24 protein-coding genes and 1 pseudogene are annotated in these 23,776 nt (G+C 64.0%); 13 read left to right on the forward strand and 12 right to left on the reverse strand.

Annotated elements, in window-relative coordinates:
- Positions 1-5: 5 nt before the first annotated feature.
- Together GOACH_RS24040 and GOACH_RS20205 are read right to left on the reverse strand one after the other, a co-directional pair.
- A complete protein-coding gene (locus GOACH_RS24040; protein ID WP_040519294.1) occupies positions 6-263 on the reverse strand; it encodes a hypothetical protein in 258 nt (85 codons plus the stop codon).
- 19 nt (positions 264-282) lie between these two features.
- A complete protein-coding gene (locus GOACH_RS20205; protein ID WP_005179033.1) occupies positions 283-840 on the reverse strand; it encodes a HEAT repeat domain-containing protein in 558 nt (185 codons plus the stop codon).
- A 179-nt stretch (positions 841-1,019) separates the two neighbouring features.
- Here GOACH_RS20205 and GOACH_RS20210 point away from each other — a divergent pair.
- Positions 1,020-1,211: pseudogene (locus GOACH_RS20210) on the forward strand (sigma factor); the annotation flags it as partial.
- Positions 1,212-1,501: 290 nt separating this feature from the next.
- Here the strand turns inward: GOACH_RS20210 and GOACH_RS20215 are convergent.
- Together GOACH_RS20215 and GOACH_RS20220 are read right to left on the reverse strand one after the other, a co-directional pair.
- Positions 1,502-2,803 (reverse strand): amidase, encoded by a 1,302-nt coding sequence (locus tag GOACH_RS20215; RefSeq protein ID WP_005179036.1) that lies wholly within the window; start codon positions 2,801-2,803, stop codon positions 1,502-1,504.
- A gap of 73 nt (positions 2,804-2,876) precedes the next feature.
- A complete protein-coding gene (locus tag GOACH_RS20220) occupies positions 2,877-3,335 on the reverse strand; it encodes a hypothetical protein (RefSeq protein WP_005179039.1) in 459 nt (152 codons plus the stop codon).
- 217 nt (positions 3,336-3,552) lie between these two features.
- On the opposite strand from GOACH_RS20220, the gene GOACH_RS20225 reads away from it, so the two are divergent.
- On the forward strand, positions 3,553-4,728 hold the full coding sequence (locus GOACH_RS20225) for a flavin reductase family protein (RefSeq protein WP_005179041.1): 1,176 nt from the start codon (positions 3,553-3,555) through the stop codon (positions 4,726-4,728).
- 81 nt (positions 4,729-4,809) lie between these two features.
- Here GOACH_RS20225 and GOACH_RS20230 read toward each other — a convergent pair whose 3' ends face one another.
- From GOACH_RS20230 to GOACH_RS20245, 4 genes are read right to left on the reverse strand one after another with little or no spacing between them, the layout of a single operon-like run.
- Positions 4,810-5,760 carry a PDR/VanB family oxidoreductase gene (locus GOACH_RS20230; protein WP_005179043.1) on the reverse strand — a complete coding sequence of 317 codons (951 nt, stop codon included), beginning with the start codon at positions 5,758-5,760 and terminating at the stop codon, positions 4,810-4,812.
- Positions 5,757-6,263, reverse strand: a complete 507-nt coding sequence (locus GOACH_RS20235; RefSeq protein ID WP_005179046.1) for an aromatic-ring-hydroxylating dioxygenase subunit beta — start codon at positions 6,261-6,263, stop codon at positions 5,757-5,759. The genes GOACH_RS20230 and GOACH_RS20235 overlap by 4 nt, the downstream gene beginning before the upstream one ends.
- Positions 6,256-7,554, reverse strand: a complete 1,299-nt coding sequence (locus GOACH_RS20240) for an aromatic ring-hydroxylating oxygenase subunit alpha (RefSeq protein ID WP_005179049.1) — start codon at positions 7,552-7,554, stop codon at positions 6,256-6,258. Before GOACH_RS20240 ends, GOACH_RS20235 begins: the two co-directional genes overlap by 8 nt.
- A 35-nt stretch (positions 7,555-7,589) precedes the next feature.
- Positions 7,590-8,729: an acyl-CoA dehydrogenase family protein gene (locus GOACH_RS20245; RefSeq protein WP_005179052.1), complete on the reverse strand. Its 1,140-nt coding sequence runs from the start codon at positions 8,727-8,729 to the stop codon at positions 7,590-7,592.
- A 187-nt stretch (positions 8,730-8,916) separates the two neighbouring features.
- On the opposite strand from GOACH_RS20245, the gene GOACH_RS20250 reads away from it, so the two are divergent.
- Positions 8,917-9,426: a flavin reductase gene (locus GOACH_RS20250; RefSeq protein ID WP_040519297.1), complete on the forward strand. Its 510-nt coding sequence runs from the start codon at positions 8,917-8,919 to the stop codon at positions 9,424-9,426.
- Complete coding sequence (locus GOACH_RS20255; RefSeq protein ID WP_005179058.1) at positions 9,423-9,740, forward strand: hypothetical protein; 318 nt, start codon at positions 9,423-9,425, stop codon at positions 9,738-9,740. Before GOACH_RS20250 ends, GOACH_RS20255 begins: the two co-directional genes overlap by 4 nt.
- 56 nt (positions 9,741-9,796) lie before the next feature.
- On the opposite strand, the gene GOACH_RS20260 is transcribed toward GOACH_RS20255, so the two are convergent.
- Together GOACH_RS20260 and GOACH_RS20265 are read right to left on the reverse strand one after the other, a co-directional pair.
- Positions 9,797-10,363, reverse strand: coding sequence for a nuclear transport factor 2 family protein (locus GOACH_RS20260; RefSeq protein WP_005179061.1), 567 nt, complete (start codon positions 10,361-10,363; stop codon positions 9,797-9,799).
- A gap of 101 nt (positions 10,364-10,464) precedes the next feature.
- A complete protein-coding gene (locus GOACH_RS20265) occupies positions 10,465-11,268 on the reverse strand; it encodes an IclR family transcriptional regulator (RefSeq protein ID WP_005179064.1) in 804 nt (267 codons plus the stop codon).
- Between the two features lie 242 nt (positions 11,269-11,510).
- Here GOACH_RS20265 and GOACH_RS20270 point away from each other — a divergent pair, with 242 nt between their 5' ends.
- Together GOACH_RS20270 and GOACH_RS20275 are read left to right on the forward strand one after the other, a co-directional pair.
- Complete coding sequence (locus GOACH_RS20270; protein ID WP_005179067.1) at positions 11,511-12,365, forward strand: alpha/beta fold hydrolase; 855 nt, start codon at positions 11,511-11,513, stop codon at positions 12,363-12,365.
- A 3-nt stretch (positions 12,366-12,368) separates the two neighbouring features.
- Positions 12,369-13,742, forward strand: a complete 1,374-nt coding sequence (locus GOACH_RS20275) for an FAD-binding oxidoreductase (protein WP_005179077.1) — start codon at positions 12,369-12,371, stop codon at positions 13,740-13,742.
- A 154-nt stretch (positions 13,743-13,896) separates the two neighbouring features.
- Here GOACH_RS20275 and GOACH_RS20280 read toward each other — a convergent pair whose 3' ends face one another.
- The gene (locus GOACH_RS20280) at positions 13,897-15,036 is read right to left on the reverse strand and encodes an LLM class flavin-dependent oxidoreductase (protein ID WP_005179081.1); all 1,140 of its coding nucleotides are present in this window, start codon (positions 15,034-15,036) and stop codon (positions 13,897-13,899) included.
- A 218-nt stretch (positions 15,037-15,254) separates the two neighbouring features.
- Between GOACH_RS20280 and GOACH_RS20285 the strand changes: the two genes are divergently transcribed.
- Entirely contained in the window at positions 15,255-16,505 is a 1,251-nt protein-coding gene (locus GOACH_RS20285; protein WP_005179084.1) for an NAD(P)/FAD-dependent oxidoreductase, read from the forward strand.
- A 28-nt stretch (positions 16,506-16,533) separates the two neighbouring features.
- On the opposite strand, the gene GOACH_RS20290 is transcribed toward GOACH_RS20285, so the two are convergent.
- The gene (locus tag GOACH_RS20290) at positions 16,534-17,478 is read right to left on the reverse strand and encodes a quinone oxidoreductase family protein (RefSeq protein WP_005179086.1); all 945 of its coding nucleotides are present in this window, start codon (positions 17,476-17,478) and stop codon (positions 16,534-16,536) included.
- A 197-nt stretch (positions 17,479-17,675) separates the two neighbouring features.
- Here GOACH_RS20290 and GOACH_RS20295 point away from each other — a divergent pair, with 197 nt between their 5' ends.
- The 6 genes from GOACH_RS20295 to GOACH_RS20320 all read left to right on the forward strand — a co-directional run.
- Complete coding sequence (locus GOACH_RS20295; RefSeq protein WP_005179087.1) at positions 17,676-18,269, forward strand: TetR/AcrR family transcriptional regulator; 594 nt, start codon at positions 17,676-17,678, stop codon at positions 18,267-18,269.
- Between the two features lie 98 nt (positions 18,270-18,367).
- Positions 18,368-19,813 carry an aldehyde dehydrogenase family protein gene (locus GOACH_RS20300; RefSeq protein WP_005179097.1) on the forward strand — a complete coding sequence of 482 codons (1,446 nt, stop codon included), beginning with the start codon at positions 18,368-18,370 and terminating at the stop codon, positions 19,811-19,813.
- Positions 19,814-19,927: 114 nt separating this feature from the next.
- Positions 19,928-21,862: a primary-amine oxidase gene (locus GOACH_RS20305; RefSeq protein WP_005179100.1), complete on the forward strand. Its 1,935-nt coding sequence runs from the start codon at positions 19,928-19,930 to the stop codon at positions 21,860-21,862.
- A 10-nt stretch (positions 21,863-21,872) separates the two neighbouring features.
- The gene (locus tag GOACH_RS20310; protein ID WP_005179102.1) at positions 21,873-22,451 is read left to right on the forward strand and encodes a hypothetical protein; all 579 of its coding nucleotides are present in this window, start codon (positions 21,873-21,875) and stop codon (positions 22,449-22,451) included.
- A 108-nt stretch (positions 22,452-22,559) separates the two neighbouring features.
- Positions 22,560-22,940 carry a TetR-like C-terminal domain-containing protein gene (locus tag GOACH_RS20315; protein WP_005179104.1) on the forward strand — a complete coding sequence of 127 codons (381 nt, stop codon included), beginning with the start codon at positions 22,560-22,562 and terminating at the stop codon, positions 22,938-22,940.
- A partial coding sequence (locus GOACH_RS20320; protein WP_005179106.1) for an alpha/beta hydrolase occupies positions 22,937-23,776 on the forward strand: 840 nt, incomplete at its 3' end. The genes GOACH_RS20315 and GOACH_RS20320, both read left to right, overlap by 4 nt.

Consider the following 23,776-nt stretch of genomic DNA (forward strand, 5'->3'; position numbering starts at 1 on the left):
CTCACTCACATCTTCCAACAACTCGGGCGATAGTACCCGCGGCGTGACCAACCACGCCCGGCTTCGCGGACCGACTGCGCGGGATCACCCAGCCGGCGCAGCTTTCTCGAGTTTCGCGATTGCGCGTTTGGCGTCACGCTGGATGAGGTCGCGCGGATCGTCGAGCCATGGCCCAAGACCTCGATGTCCTCGGGCCGTTTCATACGGGCAAGCGCGGTCATCGCGGCCTGGGTGACCTCTGGGTCGGTGGCAAGCAGGTGCACCAGCAGATCGTGCGAACGATCAGTGCGGAATCGTGCCCAGATAGTGCGTCACCGCGTTGCGGACACCACTATTCGAATCTCGCAGGAGGGCAACCATCCGATCGTAGTCGGCTCTGGTCGCGATGTAGTCGAGCGCACGCGCCGCCTGATATCGCACACCTTCCGGCGCCCAGGATTTATCGAACTGCCCAAACAACGCTTCGATGGTGTCGCGGTTACCTTTGGCGGCTGGATCAATAAGATTGATATTCAGGCACATCCAGATCGAGTCTTTGTGTTTGCGTTCGGCTTTCGTGTGGCGCGGCTCGGGCAACCGCTCGTCGATGTGCTTGATCCAATCGGTGAACACCGGCACCGCAGCAGGCATCGTCTTATATAAGTACCTGAGCGGGTCTAGGTAGTAGGTTTTGTAGCCCACCCGCGCAAGATCACGTACCAGGCGGAAGTCGACACCGACCTGCCCGTCTTTGATGCGCGGCGGCGGATCCGCCAGCCACTCCGAACCACGGGGCATATACGCGAACCGGAACGGAGGCGGATCGGGCAGATCACGAAAGAACTCGTCGTCACTCGTCATGTCTGGATACTCCTGGGGCCGATTACGGTTCGCACGGGTGTGGACGAGTCCACCCCGCCGACCGACCAAAGCCTCTCACCCAGCGTGTCGGGGGCAGCCACCCTCCCCACACCCGAATCCCTCCACAGCCGACACGCCAACCCGGCATACGCGACACCGCGCTGCACTAATCTCAACCCATGCCAGGGGGAACCAGCGACACACACAGCGACGAGCACCTGCTCGCCGCGCACCTCGACGGCGACCTCCACGCCTTCTCGACCCTCATCCGACGCCACCAAGAACGCCTCTGGGCCGTCGCCTACCGCACTCTCAACAACCCCGACGACGCCGCCGACGCACTCCAAGACGCACTCTTCAACGCTCACCGATGACGAAATGCAGGGAACATGAACCAGACACGCCGACACACGCCTTGTCATCTCGGGCGTGTCGCCGATGCTGGTTCATCTTGCTTGCAAACCCGCTGGTCACGGCGATGCATCTCTGATAATGAGCGCAGCTAAATGATCCGCCGGTCACGGTCGGACCTGCGCGCCACCGCAACATCGCAACCTGTCACGGCCCCGCGGTGTCGGGCGTCAGGGTTCGGGCCAGTCGAGGTCGAGGGAGTGTAGCCACGGTAAGAATGGCATGCGCACGGCCGAGGCAAGGATGTGGCCTAGTTGGCTGGTGGCGGGGACATCGAGGGTTGTCGGCGCAGATTGTGCTCGAGTTCGGTTGCTGTTGTGAGCAGTGCGGGTTCGTCGCCGGGGAGACCGATCAATTGGAGTCCTAGTGGTAGTCCATCGGCGGTGCGTCCACCGGGGATGATCACCACCGGGCAGCCCAGTAGTTGCCAGGCGCGGCTGAGTATCGGCGATCCGGTGGCGGTGAGGCCTGCAGGTGCGGGCCCGAGTGCGGCGGGACCGATGATGACGGTGTTGTGGCCGAGATGAGTGGTGAGAAGATCGCGTGACCGGTCACGGCGGGTGAGAGCTGCGGTGTGGGCTATACCGGGTGTGCCGAGGCCGTGCTCGATCAGTGCACGCAGGGGTGAACTCAGTGCGGCCCGCTGGTGGTTATAGATGTCATGCAAAGTGTGCGCGGCTTCGTAGGACATCACTGTTGCATGGTCTTCGGTGAGGGTACGGACGTGGTCGTCGGCGTCGAACTTCTCGGGTTCGAGGTTGGCGGCGCGAAGGAGGTCGGGAACGGTGGCGAGTAGTTCGGCCATTGCGGGGTGAAGCTCGCCGAGATCGCTTCCTGTCCAGATGAGCGCGCTGGATAGCTCGGTGACCGGTGTGGGAGGCGTGGGGCTCCCGGTGAACGCGGTGTACACGTAGTGTAGGTCGGCGACGGTGCGGGTGAGTAGTCCCAGGGAGTCGAGTGAGGTGCTGAGGCCGGCGACTCCGCGCAGGTCCGTTGCACCGGGGGCGAGCACCATTCCCGCTGTCCCACAGAACGATGCGGGTCGAGTCAATGATCCTGCGGTTTGTGTGCCGAGGGCGATCGGGATGGTGCCTGCGCCGACGGCAGCAGCTGACCCGCTCGAGGATCCGCCGGGTGTGTGGTTGGGTGCGTGCGGGTTTCGTGTCGGTCCGGGCGCGAAGTAGCCGAATTCGGTGGTGACGGTTTTGCCTTGCACGATGGCGCCAAGGTCACGGAATCGTGCGACGCATGGCGCGTCTCTGATGGCGGAACCTGCTGGTGTGACCGGTGATCCGGCGCGTGTGGGTAGGCCGGCGACGTCGATGAGATCCTTGACACCGATCGAGAGCCCGCTGAGCGGTCCCGCGTCTGGGGTTTGGTCGACCGTGCGTGCGTGGTCAATGTGGTTGGTCGCCAACGCCACCCATGCTGACAGCCCTGGTTCCTGCCGCTCGATGGACAGTCGTGTCTGCCGTACGAGCGTCTCCGCGGTGATGGCTCCAGTATGTATGGCTTCGGTCTGCTCACGGACTGGCTGGGTCGCGTAGTCCACGGTCTTCTCCCTCGCTGTCGTTGTGCGGCTACGGTGTCCGTGTCGCGCGTTGGATCGTCTTCGTCGGCGGTGATTACGATGCGGGAGCTATACACCAGCCTGGGATGCGGGTTCGGGTGGGGCATCCCGCCGCGTTGAGTGCAGCAATGATGTCGTCGCGCAATGCAATCGGGTCGTCGCAGGCGGGCGCTACGACAACGATGCCGTGGGCGATGTCGAGCAACCGCATATCGATGGCGAAACTGACGATCGATCGCGCGCTGGGCATCACGGTGACGCACGTTTGCGTGCGGGCAGCTTGGGAGCCTGCCGCTTCGACTTTGATGACCGGAACGACAGTGTGACCGTCGTCTGTCTGACGCGACATCCGTCGTGCTTGGCGTTGGGCGGTCGAGAGGGTCGCGCAATCGATGAGCACGGGAAGTTCGGTGATGGTGGCGAGGTCGCTGGCCACCGACGGTGTTGTGGTCAGCACGGTCACGAAGAAGTCGCCGGTGGAGGTCGTCGTGGGACGGTTGAGCATGGCGGTCATGGTGTCTCCCGGAGTGCGTCGATGTGGTCCTTCCACGATGTGTGGTGGTCTCACATTTCGGAATCGGGCGGTTCACTGACCGGACTCAGTCTCGGTCAGGCCAGGCGACATCGGGTTGTATGCGTGTGTGGGCGAAGCGCGTCGCCACCACATCGGTCACGATACGACCCCACTTCGCCGGCATCTCCGACATTTCACATTCGACCCGGGAGAACCGATGCCTGATCCGACCACTCCGACTATCGATTCTCAGCTGTTCCGAGACGTCACCGGGCACTACCCGACGGGTGTCGTCGTTGTCACCGGGAGGGATGCCGAGGGCGAGTTGCTGGCGATGGTGGTGGGCAGCTTCAACTCGGTATCGCTGGAACCGCCACTGGTTTCGTTCATGCCGATGAAGACCTCACGGACCTTCGCGAAGATGCGTGAGTGTCCCTCGGTCTGCATCAATATCCTGGCCGGTGAACAGGAAGACGTGGTTTTCGCGATCGCGCAGCGGTGGGAGAACAAGTTCGACGGCATCGCCTGGCACCCATCACCGTCCGGCGATCCGGTGCTCGCGGATGCGGTCGCATGGATCGACACCCGCATCGACGATGTAATCGAGGCGGGAGATCACTGGATCGTGCTGTGCGCCGTTCATGATATGGCGGTGGAGAATCCGGTGTCTCCACTGATCTATTTCCAGAGCGGCTATGGCAGCTTTGTGTGCACCTCACTGATGGCGCGAATGGACCACGAGATACTGCCCGCGATCCATGCTGCGCACGCCGCGCGGCCGATCGTGGAACATCTGGCCAAGCAAATCGGCTGTGAAGTAACGATTTTCACCTCGGTCAGCGAGGACGAGGTGGCCACGGTGTTGTCGGTGACAGGACCTGGAATGGGGCATGAGGGTGATTTCGCTCGGCGGGTGCCGATGATTCCGCCGATCGGAGATACCTACTTCTTCGATCAGCCCACCGAGAGCCAGGAGCGCTGGATCGAGCGTCTGCGTGGCGCGGACCCGGAGGTGAAAGAGACCTTCCGCCAACGCCTTTCATACTTGCGGGAGAATGGATATCTGTACTCCCGGCTTCCCGAAGACCAAGGGAGAGCGGCCTATGAGATCATTCGCGACGCAACCGAACTCTACTCCTCGGGACGTCTGACTCCCGCCCAGCAACGCATCATTCGCAGTGCCATGATCAACTCGTCGGTCGACTATCGGGTCGAAGAACTCGACGAGGACCAAAGGTACCAACTGGGGTCGATCGTCGTGCCGGTCCGGGATCGACGCGGCGTCTACTCGTTGACGCTGCGACTGGCGCAGCTGCCAGCGCACGCCACACGGCGGCAGATCGAGAATTGGCTTGGCGAGGCGCGGCGGGTTGTCGACATTCTGGAGGGGTGAGTCCGACGTCCGGCGCCGCCACAAGGGGCAACGCCGGGTCGATTCAACCCGGCGTTGCCGCGTGATCTGTGACCGGTTCGGTCAGTACAGTTCGATGACCAGTGTGTCCGACAGTGCCCGCGAAACACACAGTGCCATCTCCTTGTTGGCCGCCCGGTCGGCCGCGGATAGGCAGTGATCGCGATGGTCGGGGATGCCGTCGATGACGCCCGAGACACACGAGCCGCACACGCCTTCCTCACACGATTTGAACACCTCGATACCGTTATCCTCGAGCACTCCCAGGATCGATTTGTCGGCGGGAACCGGGTAGGTCTCGCCGTCGACCTCAACGACGAAGGGGCGGTCGTTGCTGGTGTCAATGTCGCCGGCGACGAAATGCTCGATGTGGATCTGGTTGTCACCCACGACGGGTGCGAACGCTGCTGCCACCTGGTCCATGAAGCCTTGTGGCCCGCAGGTGTAGACGTGGCTGGCAGCAGTCAGGTGCGGACGCAATCCGGCGAGCAGCTCTGGCTGCTCGGCGCGCGGCACCCCGACGTAAAGTACGACCTTGTCCCGGAACTCGACGCGATGACGCAGCAGGTCCGCGAAGGCCATCTCCTCCTCGGACCGGGCGAAGTAGATGAGCCCGAAGTTTCCACCACGACTGTGCAATTCGTAGGCCATGCTCAGCAGCGGAGTGACCCCGATGCCGCCGGCGACCAACAGATGGTGGTCGGCGGTCTCGGCAATCGACAGTAGGTTGCGGGGCGGCCCGACCTTGAGGACGTCACCGGTACTCACCGTGTGCAACGCCGCCGAACCGCCCCGTGAGTACGGTTCCCGTTTGACCGCGATCAGCAACGACTGCGGGTCGTGGGGTGCGCTGCACAATGAGTATTGGCGCAGCACCCCGGTCGGTCCGGTGACGTCCACGTGCGCGCCGGCCTCAAACGGCGAGAAGGGTTTCCCGTCCTGGCGAACGAGACGCAGGGTGCGGATGGCGGCGGTTTCGGAGACCACCTCGGCCACCGTGACTAGCACACTCACAGCAGGAACCCGGCGGCCGGGACGGCATCTTCGGCGTCGATGAGCCGAATGACCTTCTGGGCGATCTGATCTCCGCTGGGCGCCAGACGGATCGCGTGGGTGACCTCGCCGGCCCACAGGTCGTGCACACCGCGTTTGAACGCGACGATGACCTGCGCCGAGCGCACGACGACTTCGGTGTCGGACACCGCGACCGGCACGAACCGTGAGACCGTCCGTATGGTCTGGGCCGCGTCGATCGCCGCTATCGCGTAGCCCTCGGTCATGCGGGCGACGCGCAGCTGCCGCATTGTCGCGTCGTCGTAGATCATGTTGAGACTGTTGACGAAATCGTCGTTGTCGCGCTCGATCGGAACGATGTAGAGGGCGTCGTCGGTGTAGAGCTGCTGCCAGTTCTGGTAGTCCTTGCGGTCGAGCAGGTCGGCCTCCTTCCAGATCAACTCGATGGCCCGCACCAGGCGTGCGTCCGTCATCGGGCTGATCCGGCTGATGGTGTCAGTCATCGCTCATCATCTCCTTCCACTTGTCGTAGGCGGCGCGCATGCCCGTCTCGTCGGTGACATGCGAGGTGGGCCAGCCCTCCGGGCTGGTGACCTCGCGTTTGAGTCCGCGGTTGACCATGATCGGCATGTCGGGCGCAGCCTGCGCGCCGCGCTGCACCCGATCCCAGCCTTCGGCATCGTCGGGGGTGCCGAATCCGAAGGGTCCCTGGAAGTGTTCGTGCACCCGCAGCCGGCCGCGGTTAACCGGTCCGACGATCTCGGGTGGTCCGTCGGGGCCGAGAGCGACGTGCTCGATGTAGGTTTCGTTGACGCTGATCGGCCGCAACACCCGGAAGAAGGAGATCGACATCGACACGTTGGGGAACAGGTTGAGGTTGAACCCGGTGCCGTGCATGGCCCGCACGAGCTTACGGACGGCGGTATCGTCGAGGCCTTGATCGGCGAGTTCGGCCACCAGCGGGTCGAATCGTGCTTGCAGCGCTTCGGCGCCGTCGTCGATGTCGAGGTCAGAGTGCTCGGGGACCATCTGCATCACCGAATGTCCATTGCCCAGATCGTGGGTGGTGCAGTCGGGGTCGGTCATGAAGCTCATCATGTCGGCGGTCTCGGCATCCACCGATGCCATCCAGGAGCGGTGCACGATCGGAAAATGGTAACCGTCGGTGGTGTTCTCGAGTTGGATCTTCCAGTTGCCGCGGAATTTGAACTGGTGAGTGCCGAGAACCTTGATGGGGTAGCCGCCGCCCTGTTTCATGAAGCGGTCGATCCAGAGCTTGGCATCGCCGAGGAAGGCGTCGAGGGGTTCGGCGTCGCCGTTGAAGGTCGCGAAGATCATGCCACCGTAGGCTTCGGTGCGCAGCCGTCTCAGCCCCATGCCGTCTTTCTCCATCACCCCCTCGTAGCCGTCGGGGTAGGGGATGCCGCGCAGGCGACCATCCAGACTGTAGGACCAGGCGTGATATGGGCAGGTGAATCCGTTTGCGGTGCCCTTCTTTTGCTCACAGACGCTGGCACCGCGATGCCGGCAACGGTTGAGCAGAGTGTGGATGGTGCCCTTGCGGTCTTTGGTGACGATCACCGGTTGGCGGCCGACGTAGGTCGATTTGAAGCTGCCGGCCTTGGGGAGTTCGGACTCGTGGGCGACCCAGATCCATGTCTTTTCAAAGATTTTGGTGATCTCGTCGTCGAAGATCTCCGGGTCGGTGTACATCCGGCCGGCCACGCGGTCGGGCAGCACCAGATCAGCCGGTGGCAGGGTGTAGACATTGTCCGCAGTGAATTCGGCGGTCATCGAGGTGTCTCCAGTCGATCGAGGATGGGTGCGACTCACAGAAAGCCCGGCACGGTCGGGTCCAGGCCCATGAGTACCGCTCCGGCGGCGTCGTACATGCCCTGGCTGAGGGTGGCGTGAAGTTGGGGTACCTGCGCGTCGAGTCGAAGTAAGTTGAACGGGTGGCTGTTCTGGATGATGGCGGCCCCGGAGATCGCACCGAGGTCGTGGACGACCTTGGAGGAGACATCCGAGATGTTGACCGCCGACAACCGGATTCGGGCGATCTGTTCGGGCTGCAGGCCATCGCCGGCGAGGATGGTCTCCCACGCCTCGTCGGCAACGTCGAAATACCATGCGCGCGCGGACTGGAGCTTCGCGTAGGCCTTCGCGACATCGAGACGGTAGTAGGCCCGTGCGCCGACCGGGGCGGCGCCGGTGACGCCGGTGTAGGCCCCGTTGTCGAGGGCATACTGCAGCGCGGCCTGGGCCACACCGAGCCCTACCGCGGCGTGTATCTGCGCTTGGTAGGCAATCACCGGATAGCGGAACAGGGGTTCGTCGGTGATCTGCGACGGACCGCCTCGTACGAAAGTCCACTCGCGGTCGACGTCTACGTCTCTGACCACGGTGTCGAACGACCCGGAGGCCCGCATGCCGCTGACGTCCCACGCGTTGACGATTTCGACCTGTGATGCGGGGAGCACTGCCGTACGCGGCTTGCCGCTGGCGGACTCGTCGAGTAGTCCGACGCCGATCCAGTCCGCACCCATGCAGCCACTGGCGAACTTCCACCGTCCGTTGACCCGATAGCCACGATTGGTTTCGGTCGCAGGTTGCATCGGAAACAGTCCACCGGCAAACACGACGTCGGGTCCGTTGCGGTAGAGCTGCGCCTGGGTCTCGATCGGCAGTGCCGCGAGGTAGGTCAGCGCCGAGGCGAATGCCACCACCCAGCCGGCCGATCCGTCGACTCGTGCGACCTTTTCGATGATGCGCAGAAAGTCTGCCGGAGGCAGCGGGTCACCGCCGAATCGTGCGGGTGCGGCCGCGCGGTAGACGCCCAAAGGCTTGAGCTTGTCAATGAAATCACGTGGCACAAACCCTTGCTGGTGGAACTCCGAACGCCTGTCGGCGAGTTCAGCGAGGACGGATTCCCACGTGACTTCCGTTGCAGATTCCAGGGTTTCGGTCATGTGCTCAAAGCTCCTTGCGTCGGCGGTGCATAGCCATGTTCGGAGATGACACCAACGCCGGACCACGTAGTGGTCCGGTGAGTGAACCTCCTCATGCCACTGCGTCACTGGGACGACCTACCGTCGCTGCATGACGCCGAGCACCGAGCTCGGCCCACGTCGATCGAGGAGGAGAACGGTGAGCGACATGACCGCCAATCTGACCCCCACTCAGCGAGAGTTCCGCGCGGCGATGGCGAACCTGTCTGCGGGTGTCACCATCGTCACCACCGACGGCCGGCATGGTCGGGCGGGCACAACGGTCACCGCGGTGTGCTCGGTGACCGACACGCCGCCGATGATGGTGGTCTGTATCAACAAGTCAGCGACAAGCCACGACGCGTTCGTAGCTAACGACACCATCGGTATCAATGTCCTGGGCCACGAACAGCAAAGTGTGGCATTGGTTTTCGCTAATGCGACCGATATTCCACGTGAACGTCGCTTCGATGATCCGCGGTGGGATCTGCACACCTTCGGTGTGCCGGTCCTTTCCGGCGCCGCAGCCTCGCTCGTCGGGCGGATCAGTTCTGTTTCCCTTCAGGGATCGCATTCGGTGCTGTTCGTCGAAATCGACGAGGTGGCGACCTCTGCCGACTCCGGTGGACTGGTCTACTACCAACGTGCATTTCACGGCGTCGGTCCGGTCCCCGCGTGACCAATACGGGCACCGTGACTGCGGACGGCAACAGCTCGGTGCGCATGACGTTGACCTGTTACAACGACACTCACGGGTGGGGTTGGAAACATGTGGATCTGTTCGTCCATGATGTGTCCACCGGGCGCGAACTAGGGTGGGTTCATTGGGGTGTGCCCGAGGATGGGCCGACCGCCGCGGATCGGGTAACCGCACTGATCGAGCCGACTCTGAGGCGTACCTCGCATTGGCGATACCATCGAGGAGCCAGCGGTATTGACTACTGGGAAGCCGACGTCGAGTGGCACGACAATCCGGCGCAGCTCACCTCATAAACAGCCGAGCTTCGTAACGAACGAGCCCTTGGACCCATCCGCGCTTCGTCAGGCTGTCACGGCGCGAGCAGAACTGAAGTCCGAGGAAAGTCGGTGGCAAAGTTGTCCGGCAAGGGGATGATGCAGACATTCTCGGTGCGGGTGCGGGCGACCTTCCAGACGCCGTCGACCTTGCGGAACAGATTGTTGAGTCGGCTTCCTCGAATCAGTCCCTTGCCATCGGCAAACAGCCATGGCTGGAAGTGAATCCACTGCCCATCGGCTGACTCGCCATCTGCATGCACGTGGATCTGCTCAGAGGTTAGGTAGTGTGCATTGATCAGGAGTTCCGGATCTTGCTTCTCCGGCCAGAACCGGTTGAAATGGGCGCGGATCTGGCCTTTGCCGACGGCCCGCCCGAACTGGTTGCTGTAGTACTCACCGACGCCCTCCCAGATCGCATCATCGGTGTAGAGATCCAAGATCAGGTCGATGCGATGTTGGTTGTCACGCACTCCGTATTCCGGATTCGGGGTGTCGCATAGGAACATGTAACGCGCTTGGATGCGTCGGATGTCGGCTTCAGCTTCGAGTCGTTCGAGGCGTTGAAGCAAGCGGGCGGTGTCGATGCCGGTAGCGGTCATACATGCAGTGTCGAGCCCTCGTAGCGGGGACTAAAAGTGTCCGGTCCACCCAGCGGACTCGGGTGCTTGCCCGCCGACGCGACCCTTAGATGGCAGCAAAGTCACATGTTTGACCATCCGGAGGTGCGGCGCAGCCCATGCGTGATGTCGGTGGCTGCGGCCCACAACGCGTGCAGCACCTGCTGGTCGTCGCGTCGCTCGGCCATCATGGTGATCGAGATCGCCGCAACGACCTGTTCGGGACCGGGGTAGAACACTGGGACCGCAATCGTCTTGAATCCGGACACGCACGTCTGGTTCTCCTCGGAGAATCGTCGCTCCCGAATGGAGGCGAGCCGTACGGCGAGTTCGCTGCGGGTGTGTACCCCGAACTTGGTCAGCGCCTGGTGATCGAGATCGGCCAGCGCCGGTGGTTCGGCGTAGGACAGGAACAAGCGACCTGAGGCGGTGGTGGGCATCGGCACGCGGTATTCGACCGAAGCCAAAAGCCGCATTTCCCGACGTCCAGCGAATCTTTCAAGGTAGACGCACTCGGTGCCCTGTGGGACTGCAAGGTGAGCTACACCTCGGGTGGAGGCCCTCAGGTCCATGAGTGCCGGTCGGGCGATAGACCGCAGATTGGCCGGTCCGGGTACGAGCTGACCGAGTTCGAAAATCCGCCAGCCGAGTTGGTAGCCATCCGGTGTCCGTGCCAGGAGACCGAGCGTGGCAAGTTCCATCGCGAGCCGGTGTGCGCTGGCCTTGGGCACTCCGGATCGGCGGCTCAGCTCGGTCAGTCCCATGGTCGCTGGGCCGGTGCTGAACGCAGCGAGAAGTAGATGCGCTTTGCCGAGGACAGACAGCGGATAGTCGGCTGTCGCGTCGGGCGCGCCGACGTTTGCATTGATTGTGGGTGCTACAGCCATGGTGTGCCCTTTGCGGTCGGACCTGCAAGTTTTCCATTTGGACAACATGATTCTGCGCCCATCACGTTACTGACACGTGCCCTTTTCTGTTTCCGGTAAGAAAATTTGTCCATTTGGACAACGGCGTTGGGCACGGGGTCGGGTTCGATCAGCGAACCGACGCGTTGAATTGTCGACCCGGGTCGATGAGGGTTCGGGGCAGTCATCCGTGATCGTTGATCGTCAGGCCCGAGGAGTGCCCTGTGACCCAGCCAGACATTCGCTTTGCCTATGCCCCGACGCCGCTGGGCCAGTTGCACTACGCCGAGGCCGGTAGCGGGTCACCGGTGTTGCTGCTGCATCAGACCCCCCGTTCGTGGGATGAATACCGCGAGGTCCTTCCTCTGCTGGGGCGTCACCGTCGGGCGATCGCGATGGACATGTACGGGTTTGGCATGTCGGCGAAACCGGCACCGGGAACTGCGCACACCATCGAGAACTTTGCCGAGGGAGCGATGGCGTTGGCCGATGCACTCGAGCTCGACACGTTTGCGGTGCTCGGTCACCACACCGGCATGTTCGTGGCGTCGGAGGTCGCCGCGAGGGCGCCTGCACGGGTCTCGGCAGCGGTGTTCTCGGCGGGCGAGTACGCCGATAACGAGTTTCGGGCCACCGTCAGCCGGGAGATGCGCGGCGACGGCGATCCCGACAGCGCGGCCGGCGATGTCGACGTCGCACCGATCCAGGAGGACGGCTCACACTTGATGACGTTGTGGGCTAAGCGTTACCCGCTGTATCCGACTGGGCGACCCGATGTCCTCAATCGCTACATCCGTGACGCCCTCGCCCCTGGAGTCGACCCGGCCGAGGGCCACCGGGCGTGCGCCCGGTATGTGATGGAGGAGCGGGTAGAGCTGGTGACGGCGCCTGTGTTGCTGCTGGCCAATACCGCTGACCCGGTGTCCTACCCGCACACGGACCGCGTGGCGGAGGCCTATGTGAACGCGAAATCGGTCGAGGTCGTTGAAATCGCCGGTGGCACTGTGCCGGTGATGGAGCACAAGACCGCCGATGTGGTGTCGGCAGTCGAAGCGTTTCTTGACGGAGTAGGAGCCTAAGCGATGACCTCCCACGACGTCGACGTCACCAGCTTCGCCGACATCGCCACGGCGCTGCGTGGTGCAGTGCGGGGCATTGTGGCCGGGCCCGCCGACCCTGCTTACCGCTCACTGGTGGATGGCTTTCATCAAGCGTTCGCCCACACCCCACCGATCGCAGTCCGCCCCGTCGACGCTGAGGACGTCGTCGCGGTCGTGTCCGTGGCCCGCCGGGCTGGCTTCCCGGTCACCGCGCTCGGCGAAGGCCACGGATTCCACTACGGAATCAGCGACGGCATCCTGCTGCAAACCCGCGGACTGGCCAGCGTCGAGATCGACGCGGCGGCCGCGACGGCCCGGATCGGCGCCGGCACGCGATGGCAGGAGGTGGTGGCCGCCGCCGAACCCGTCGGCCTGACACCGCTGGCCGGATCCGATGCCGGCGTCGGGGCGGTCGGCTATGTGCTCGGCGGCGGACTGGGCCCGCTGGGCCGCACCTACGGCTATGCCGCCGACTCGGTAGTGTCCTTCGACGTCGTCACCGGCGAGGGAGTCCTGGTGACCGTCGACGACGAGCACCATCCGCAGTTGTTCTGGGCCCTGCGTGGTGGCAACCACGGATTGGGCATCGTCACCGCGATGACCGTGCGCCTGGTTGCCGCAGAGCACATCAACGGCAACGCGTGGTACTACGAGGGCACCGACATCGAGACGATGCTGCGGGCCTGGGCGCGGTGGTCGGTGCGTTTGCCCGACGAGATGAACTCCTACGCCCACATCGTGCGCATGCCCGACGATCCGGACCTACCACAAGAGCTCCGCGGCAAAACGTTGCTCGAACTCATCCACGTCTATGTCGGCGACGCCCGCGACGGCAGCAGTCTGGTGGCGCCTCTTCTCGAGTTGGCGCAGCCGGTGTTTCATGAACCGGGCCGGGTGCGCGAGGAGACCCTGCCGCCGATGGTCGTCTCCGATGGCGGGGTCTATCTCGATGATCTCGACGACGCGGCCATCGACGCGATCCTCGACCTCGCCGGACCCCAACACCCCTACGCGCAGGTGCCGCTGGTCTCGGTCGGGCTGCAACTGCTTGGCGGTGCGTTGGCAACAGCGCGGTCCTCCGCCAATGCGGTCACCGGGCGCGATGCCGCGTACGCATTCCACGTCATCGGCGCCGAACCAGACGTCATCGACACGGTGATCCCCGAACAGATCCGCACCCTGCACCGAGCGGTCGCCCGCCTGCACTCTGCTGGAACGATCCCCAACTATATCGGACCGTCGAACGACCCGGGCGCAGTCGACTGCGCCTGGCCCGACGCTATGGCGCAGCGGCTGAGGGAGATTCGTCGCCGCTACGACCCAGACGGGATACTCGCCCTCAGTCACACCAACTGATCAGCCCGCCCACCTGCGGACGTGGCCGCGACAGATTTCTGTCGCGGCCACGTCGTCGTTGTTGTATGCTCCGTCACTCAATCGGCCGATGGGATAGCGGTGTGCCGCCACCCGTAGTTCGGATGGCGGCACACCGCTGATGGTGGGGGGGTGATCAGAGTTCGAACTTCCCGACGCCCTCGATGCCGACGCGGGTGAAGGCGTTCTCGGGGATCGATCCCTTGCGCGCCTTGAAATGTGGAATGACGTACTTGCCGATCATCTCAATGGTCTTGAGTGTCTTGGAGTGGCCGTACCCGTCGATCTTGAGGACCACCTCGTCGATGCCCATGCCCTCCAGGCGTTCACACCGTTCGACGAAGAAGTCGGGATCGCCGACCATCAGCATCGGGGTGGTCTCGTTCAAGTACTGCAGGTCGTTACCTCGATCGCGGATGTTCTCATACAGCTTCTGCCAGTACTGGTAGCCCGGCGCGTTGGTGCCGGCCAGTCCGGCCGCGAGGTCTTCGACGCTCTTGAGCAACGCGCGCATGGTGACCGCTGCGTCGTCGAAGGCCTTCTCAGTGGACTCGGCACAGTAGGCCGGGAAGGTGAAACCGGTGACATGCGGATTGACCGGATACAGGTTGTCCAGCGGTGCAGCCTCTTTGAGACCACGCCGGTACTCATCGATCACCATCTGCTGGTACTCCCAGCCGAGATAGCTGTCGGCGGTCATTACACCGAGGCCGAGTTTGCCAGCGTTGTAATGACTTTCGGGGCTGGTCGCGGTCACGTAGATCGGCGGGAGATCCTGGCTCTCCAATCGCGGGTTGATTGCGACGTCGTCAATGTCGTAGTACTCGCCGTGGAAAGTAACCGATTCCTGGGTCAGCGCACGAATCACGATCTCGATGTGTTCACGCCATTCCTCGCGCGTCTTGTTGGGGTCGATCCCGAAGCCCCGCATGTACTTTTCGTTGTTCGATCGCGCCGTCGCGAACTCGAAGCGGCCATTGGACAAGATGTCCATGGTGGCGACCCGCTCGGCCACCCGCAGCGGATGGTTGAAGCCCAGCGAGGTGATCGCCATCTGCCGCACCCTGATGCTGCTGGTGCGATCGGCGAGGATCGGCATGACGACCTCAGGCGCCGAGACCGACCACTGGCCCTCCATGAAGTGCTGTTCGGAGGTGCCGATGAAATCGAATCCCATCTCCTCGGCAAACACCAACTCCTTGATGGTTTCACGAAGACGCACTCCGTAGGACATGCCCCGGTTGACCTGGGCCTCGGAAATGATCCCGAATTTCACGGTTTCTCCTTTTGATGTGACAGACGATGGGGTGAACTCGGTTGTCGCCAAGACGAGTTCGTGTCACGGGTGTGTCCCGTCCGGTGCGAATCCCGCCTCGGTTGGACTTCCCTGTCAGGTCACAGTGTTTGACGTCGTCCGGGCAGCCTCCACCTGACGGACCGGTGAGCGGACCCGGCCCTGCTCATCGGCACCACACCTGTCGTACCGTCGGCGCCGTGAGCAAGCAGAACACACCCCCGACCTACTACGCGTTGGACCTTGTGACCCCCGAACGCCCGGCACTGACCGGCACACACACCTACGATGCGGTCGTGGTGGGCGCCGGATATGCCGGCATTTCCGCGGCCACCACATTCGCCGAATCTGGGATGAGTGTGGTTGTGCTCGAAAAGGATTACGTAGCGGCCGGCGCGTCGGGACGCAACGGCGGGATTCTGCTGCTCAGTGAGGGCACCCATCTCGGCGATGCCGACGAGTCGGCCATCGTTGACGAGTCTCTCGGTGCGGCGGCCGCCGAGTTCGTCACATTCATCGAGGACAACGGGATCGACGCGGACCTGCGGCGCGGGTCGATCCGGTTGGCGATCACCAAACGTCAAGCCGCACAACTGGCGCAGTCGGCTGCGGCCGGGTCCGCAGAGGCACGGGCCGGACGAACCTATCTCGATCGCGACGCCCTCACCGAGCATCTGCAGTCCGATCGCTATGTGGCTGGACTCCTCGAGCGCGACAACATCAACCTCAACCCCCACAAACTTCTGGAAGGGCTCGCTGCCCACGCCGAAAGACTCGGCGTGGTGATCGCCGAGCAGAGCACGGTCACCGGTGTCCGCACGAGTCGCGGGGCAGTCACTGTATCCACCGGTGGCGGCGAGGTGCACGCTGAACGGCTGGTGGTCGCCACCGGTACCGGCACGGGCCAGGTGGTGCCACGTATACGGGATCTGCTGTTCACCGGCTACTCGCAGATCGCCGTCACGGAACCTATCCCGCAAGACACACTCGATGCGGTCCTGCCGTCGTGGTACTCCACCTCCGAGATCGCGACCTTCTCCCGCTATTTCCGGCGGCTGCCCGACAATCGGTTGTTGTTCGGTATCAGCACCCTGTTCGACACGATCGCCGGGCCGGGCATGGCTACACAGATTCGTGCCGAACTGCGTGACACGTTTCCGTCGCTGGGCGATGCTCCGTTTCAGAGCGCATGGGAAGGTGCCATCGCGTCCACTGTGGAGGAAACCCCGTTGCTCGAGCGGATCGCGCCAAGCGCGGTGGTCACCTCGAGCAACGGTGTCCTCGCATCATGGAATGCAGGGCGGATCGCGGCGGTCGCGACCGCACCCGAGTACGCCGCCTACGACCTGCTGCGTGGCAACCGCCACACCACCTGGCCGCCGCTGCATCTTCCGGACCGGGTAGTGCGCACCGGTGCCCGCGGCTACTTCAAGATCAAGGATCGCCTCTGAGTGGTTGTGTGCTGCGCCGGCCGCGCCGTCAGAATCGGATCACTGCGCGGCCGGCGATTGCACCGCGAGCCACCCGATCGACGGCGGTGGCCACCCGCTCGAGATCGAATTCTTCGACGGCAATCGCGATATCCCCAGCCGCGATCTGCGGAAGTAGCTTGCGCGCAATCTCCAATGCGCGGGCTTCGCAGTTCATCAAGTTGACCGGCACCAGCGCGACATCGGTGAACAACCAGTTCGGCAGGTCCAATCGGACCTCGGCACCGGCGGTATAGCCCACACAGATCGCGGCACCACCGGGTCGCACCCACCCGATACGCTCGACAACATCGGGGCCCCCGATGGTGTCGATCAGCACATGACCCGGACGGGTCAGAGCCAGACGCCCGGTGGCAGTTGTGTCCTCCAGTGCGATGCCCTCCACTCCCGGCGGCAGCGCGGGCAGCCGCGTCCGCCGCGACACTAGCGCGATGACATGCGCACCGGCCCGACGTGCAAGTTGCACCACCATGGACCCGACAGCGCCGGTGGCACCACTGACCAACACGGTCTGACCTTGCTGAACGTGCCCCAGATCATGGACCGCCACATACGCGGTAGTCGTCGGCACAAAGAATGTCGATGCGACCGCCGCATCGAGCCGCTGGTCGAGGACGATGAGGGAGTCATCGGCGACCGCGAGCCGCTCCTGCCACGTTCCGTCTCGATCGAGCCCCACCGCCCCGTCACGGAAGATCACCTGGGTCCCAACTGGATACGTGTCGGAATCGAGCACCGAACCTGAGCCCTCGCAGCCCGGAACATACGGCAACGGTGGTACGAGATCGAAAGAACCGGTGGCGACGGTGAGGTCGAGGTGGCTCACCGTCGCCGCGTCAATGCGGACGATGCTCTGGCCGTCACCGCGAGTCGGGTCGGCGACGGTGTCAACGATCGGGGCGGTATTCCACCGGTGCACTCTTGCCGCGCGCATACAGGAACCTCTCGGGACGGTACATGGATAGATGGGATCAGCCTGCACGCTCGACGCTCATAATCCGCGCGGCGTAGTCCGCTCACCAGACCAGGAGGCAGGGCACGCGTCCGGAGTGCCGGTCCGGGATCGATCGGAGATAGCGTAGGAGCATCGACAGCCCGGCGCGGCCGTGTGCGGGCAGATGGAGGATCAGGATGAGCGAGGCGAGTCTCGGCGACGAGGACAGTGATCTCGAGGCGCCCGATACGCGTACCCGACTCCTCGACGCGGCCATCCACATTGCCAGCACCCAGGGCCTGGACAAGGTGACCTATCGATCGGTGGCGACCCAGGCGGGGCTCTCGCACAGTCTGGTCCGGTTTTACTTCGGCTCGGGAGAGGCGATGATCACCGCCGCCCTCGAACGCGCCGCGCAACTTGACGTCGAGGAATCGCATATCCGGGCGGCCACGATCGAGGAGTTCGGTGTCGATTTGCTCGATGTGATGGGCGGCGAACGGAATCGGGGCATGCTGCAGTACGACTACCTGTTGCGCGCGGTGCGTCGTGGCGTGCCCCTCGACCGGCTGGTCACGTTGTACGACTTCTACATCGGCCAGGTCGCGGGGACTCTCGACGACCTCGACATCGATGATCCCGACGGTTCGATCGCGGCGATGATCCTGGGTGCCGTCGACGGACTGATCATGCAGCACGCCATCTACGAATCCGACGAACGAACCGAACGGACCCTCGACCGCATCCGAGATCTGTTACGGCTGCTCAAGAATTCTTCATCCGGCCGATAGCCGCTGCCCTCGGCCGGTTCGGTCACCGAACCATGAGGATGTGAAAGCGCCGACGGCGTGGCACCTTCTGCGTAACTCGCGATAGAAGGAGACACACCATGCCGGCCACTCAGCTGCTCATCGGTCCCGATTGGGTCGGTGCCTCAACCGGCGCCACCGGCGAGACGATCAACCCGGCGACCGGTGAGGCGCTTGGCGTCTTCGCCGAGGCCAGCGCCGCCGATGTCGATGCCGCGGTCGCCGCCGCACGGGCCGGTTTCGAGTCCGCCGCCTGGCGCTCGCTGACCGCCGATGCGCGCGGGAAAATCCTGTGGAGGATTGCCGAGCTGATCGAACGCAACGCCGAGGAACTGGCCGCTCTTGAGACCGCTGATCAGGGCCAGCCGATCTTCGTCAGCACCAACGTGTCGATCCCGTTGGCCGCACAAACATTTCGCTACTACGCCGGCTGGGCTACCAAGCTCGAGGGCAAGGTCTCACCGGTGTCGATACCCGGCCAGTTCACCTACCAACAGCGTCGGCCCCTCGGTGTCGCCGCCCTTATCACGCCGTGGAACTTTCCCCTCGACATCGCCGCCTGGAAACTGGCGCCAGCGCTGGCCACCGGCAACGCGACCATCCTCAAACCGGCCGAACAAACGCCACTGTCGACTGTGCGGCTCGTCGAACTCGCACTCGAAGCCGGCGTCCCCACCGGGGTGGTCAACCTGCTGACCGGTGGCCCCGAGGTCGGCCGGGCGCTCGTCGCCCACCCCGGTGTCGACAAAGTGTCGTTCACCGGCTCGACCGCAGTTGGCCAGGAGATCGTGCGCACCGCCGCCGACACCCTCAAACGGGTCGGTCTCGAACTCGGCGGCAAGGCCCCCAGCATTGTCGCCCGCGACGCCGACATCGACGCCGCCGTCGCCGGAAACCTGCAAGGCGCGCTGTTCAACACCGGGCAAGCCTGTGGCGCGTTCACCCGCTTCTTCGTCCACCGCTCCCGCGTCGACGAGTTCGCCACCAAGATCGCCATCGCCGCCGACTCCCTGACCATCGGACCCGGCAGCGACCCGAACACCGTTGTCGGACCACTGGTGTCGGCCGAGCACCTGGCCCGCGTCGACGGCTACGTGGCCGGCGGCAAGTCCGAGGGTGCGCAACTGGTGACCGGCGGTGAGCGCGTGGGCGGGCCGTTGGAGAATGGGTTCTTCTACCGGCCGACGGTGTTCACCGAGGTCAAGGACGAGATGACCATCGCCCGTGAGGAGATCTTCGGGCCGGTCCTGTCGATCATGCCCTACGACGACCTCGATGAGGCCATTGCGCGTGCCAACAACACCGACTACGGCCTGGCGGCAGTGGTCTGGACCCAGGACCTCAAAACCGCGCACCGTCTCCCCGAACGTATCCACGCCGGCACTGTGTTCGTCAACCAACTGCCGCTCATCGATCCCGGCACCCCGTGGGGTGGGTTCGGAAAGAGCGGCTGGGGCCGCGAGATGGGGGCCTACTCCCTCGACGAGTACACCGAATCCCAGTCGGTGTTCATGAATCTCGACTGACCGCCCGATCACACCCACATCTCCCGCCGATCCACTCAGCAGCGAGACGGTAAGCACCACACCACCGGGGTGTGGTGTCGAAGCCAACTCCGATGACTGGGGAAGGAAACTACCATGCACAGCCCCCTGTTCGACGCACTGACCGCCGACGAAATCCGCGCCACCTCCACCATCATCCGCAAAGCCGGAATCGGTGGTGAGCGACCAGGTTTCGGCTCGGTCTTTACTCAGGAACCCGACAAGGCAGCGGTGCGCGCCGGAACCCCAGTCACTCGCCAAGCCCGCGCGCTAGTCCTCGACCGCACCTCGGCGGCCACCTTCGACGTGCTGGTCGACCTCGACGAGGAAACCGTGGTCTCCTCCACCCAACTCACCGAGGGCGGTGCGCAGATGCTCGCCGAGGAGATCCCGATCATCAACGAGCTGGCGAAGTCGGACCCGCGTTACATCGAGGCTCTGGCCAAACGCGGCATCACCGACCTGGAGCTGGTGCAGCTCGACCCGTTCGGCGTGGGCAATCGTGGCGATATCGACCTCACCGGCCGCCGCCTCTGGGCGTGCGTGAGCTACTACCGCCATTTCCCTGACGACAACGCCTACGCGCACGTCATCGAAGGCGTCATCGTTCTCGTCGACACCGTCAAGAACGAGGTGTTCGACGTCGAAGACCACGGTGTCAAACCGATGAATCCGACCTGCGACAACTACACCGCCGACCACAACCAACCGCTGCGCGCCGACATCAAACCACTCGACATCATCCAACCCGAAGGCGTGAGCTTCACCCTCGACGGTCCCCAGATGAACTGGCAGAAATGGCGATTCCGCATCAACATGCACCCGCTGGACGGGCTGGTTCTCACCGGTGTCGAGTACCGTGACGGTGAGCACTACCGCTCGGTCATGCACCGCGGCTCACTCGCCGAGATGATGGTCCCGTACGGCATACCCAGAGGCGCACACTACTTCCGCAGCGCCTTCGACGCCGGAGAATACGGGCTGGGCCGAATGGCCAACTCGCTGCTGCTCGGCTGTGACTGTCTCGGCGAGATCACCTACCTCGACGCCGTCATGGCCGACGACGACGGCAACCCAGCCACGATCAACAACGCCATCTGCATCCACGAAGAAGACGCCGGCATCCTTTGGAAGCACACCGACTGGGTCACCGGTAAGGTCGACGTCCGACGCTCCCGAAAACTGGTGGTCTCTTTCATCGCCACCGTCGGCAACTATCACTACGGCTTCTACTGGAACTTCTTCCAGGACGGGCACATTGAAGTCGACACCAAGCTGCTCGGTATAGTCCAGACCATTGCCACCGAGCCCGGTGAGGTCCCGGCCCATGCCACCCCGATCGCCCAGAACCTCGCTGCCACCTGGCATCAGCACTTGTTCTCCTTCCGCCTCGACATGGAGGTCGACGGGTGGGAGAACACCGTGTACCAGAACGATGTTGACGCCGCACCCGTCGGCGCCGACAACCCCTACGGAAACGCAATCGCCGTCACCAAAGCCCTCATCGCGCACGAGCATGACGGCGACGGTCTGACCAACCCGCAGACCGCGCGTAACTGGTCGGTGATCAACCCCCACAAGACAAACAAGTGGGGGATGCCCGTCGGCTACAAGCTCCTGCCAGGATGGGCGTCGGACACCCTCATTGCCCAGGAGCCGTCGCTGATGGCCACCCGTGCGGGCTTCGCCACCAAGAACATCTGGGTCACTCCGTACCATCCCGACGAAATGCATTCTGCCGGTGACCATCCCAACCAGGATCGGGCCGGCGCCGGGCTGCCCGCGTGGACCGCCGCCAACCGTCCAGTCGAGAACACCGACGTCGTGCTATGGCACACCGTGGGCGTCACCCATATCCCGCGGTCGGAAGATTGGCCGGTCATGCCCACCGAGATCGCGAGCTTCATGTTGGTACCCAACAACTTCTTCGACAAGAACCCGGCCCTCGACGTACCCGATCTGAGCGCCGACCACTGTAGCTCCATTGGGTGCGCGCATTGCCCACCCGGCGAGTGCACCTGCGGACAGTAAGCACCGGGAGATGCACACGATCTTGATCATCGGCGCACTGGTGCCGATGGCGGTCGGCCTGGGATGCTGCGGACTCGACCGCAGCCGTATCGATGCCATCGACACGCTGGTGATGGCGGTGATGCTGGTCGGCATGACCGACATCATGGTCTTCGACCATCACCTGCTCCCCGTCGCCGGCTGGATCGCTGTCTTCGCAGGATCGGTAGTCGCAACCCTCACCCGCTCGAGCCGATCACGCCTGACCGTTGTCCGCGCCATCACCATCATGGTCATGGCCGTCCTGACCGCCGCCATGTCCGCGACAATGTCATCAACAAGCGCCGCCGCCGGTAACCACACAATGGCATCGGGAACATCAGCGTCGATGGACATGGGCTTGTCCCGCCACACCAGCATGTCCACCGACGTCACCTCGGCCGCGGGACATGGGCTGTCGAGCTGGGCGCTCGCGGCACTTGTTGTCGCCATCGGCGCGGCGGCGTATGCCACACGCGAGATCATTCGGACGCCGCGGCTGCTGCCGCGGCTGGAATTGGGCGCCAGCATCGTATCGGTGGTTGCCATGGCCACAATGCTGATCCTGTGACCGCTCGCCCACCCCTGCCCGACGCGCCGGTCAGGCTGCCGACCACGCTGGCCTTGTCCGCCCGCCCGCCCGCATCGCTCTGGGGACGTTCGCCAGCGACCGTTACCTATGAGCGCCGCGGATACCGGCACGGCGCTCATGTTGTTGCAGGCCGGGTTGGAAGACCCCGACCTGTGCGACGCCATCGAGGAGGCAGTCGGCCCCACGGGCGCCCGACTGCCGCAACCGGTGACCGACGCTGCCGTCGCCCGCGGTGAGCTGCCTCCAGTCGTTGATCCCTTCGCGTACGAAGAAGTCGTGGGCGCGGTCCTGTTGCTGCGTCGCGCGAACGGTCTCGCGATCACCGACGATTACTTGCAGTCGCTAGTCGACGCCGTGATCATCCCCGCCCTGACAGCCTCGCCCGCCCTCGCCGGGCTGCCCGCCGGCATCTTCTCTGGCCACCCCGCGACCACCACTGCTACTAACCCGTTCCAAGAGACCTCATGACCAGCCTCACGATCGACGACTTCACCTACCGCTCCGTCGTGGGCGCCGACGGTCTCCGCCTCAACGTCGCCGTCGGCGGTCAGGGACCGGTCGTGGTCCTGCTCCACGGGTTCCCGCAGACGCATTACATGTGGCGGCATGTCGCCCGTCGGCTCGCAGCGCAGTTCACGGTGATAGCCCCGGACTTGCGCGGCTACGGCGACAGCGACAAGCCTGCCGCCAGCAGCCCCGACACGTACTCCAAGCGCACGATGGGCAACGATGTCGTCGCTGTTGCCCACGAGTTGGGCTTCGATCGCTTCGGGCTGGTAGGCCACGACCGCGGGGCCTTGGTCGCCGTCCGCGCTGGCATCGATCACCCTGAGGCGGTGTCCTTCCTCGGCATTCTCGACGTCTTGCCGACCCTCGACACCTGGTCGGTCCTGCAGGGCGTTCACGCCAAGGTGGCCTGGCACCTCTATCTCATGGCGCAGCCCGCCGGGATGCCCGAGAAGATGATCGCCGCAGTCGCGCCCGAGTTCTACGGCTCCTTCCTCGACGCGTGGGACCCGACCGGCACCACCTTCACCCCGAAAGAGCGGGACTACTACGTGCAGAGCTCGATGGCGTCCACCGACTCGATCGTCGCCGACTACCGCGCCACCGCGGAGATCGACCTCGACATGGACACCGCCGACCGTGAACGCGGCGCCCAGCTGGCCATGCCCACGGCCGTCATCTCTCAGGACTGGGGCGCACAGCTCGGCTTCGATGCCTCGGCCCTCTGGCGCGCGTGGGCACCCGACTTCACCTACCAGGCCACGGCCAGCGGCCACTTTATGGCCGAGGAAAGCCCC

Source organism: Gordonia aichiensis NBRC 108223, from assembly GCF_000332975.1.
GTDB classification, from domain to species: domain Bacteria; phylum Actinomycetota; class Actinomycetes; order Mycobacteriales; family Mycobacteriaceae; genus Gordonia; species Gordonia aichiensis.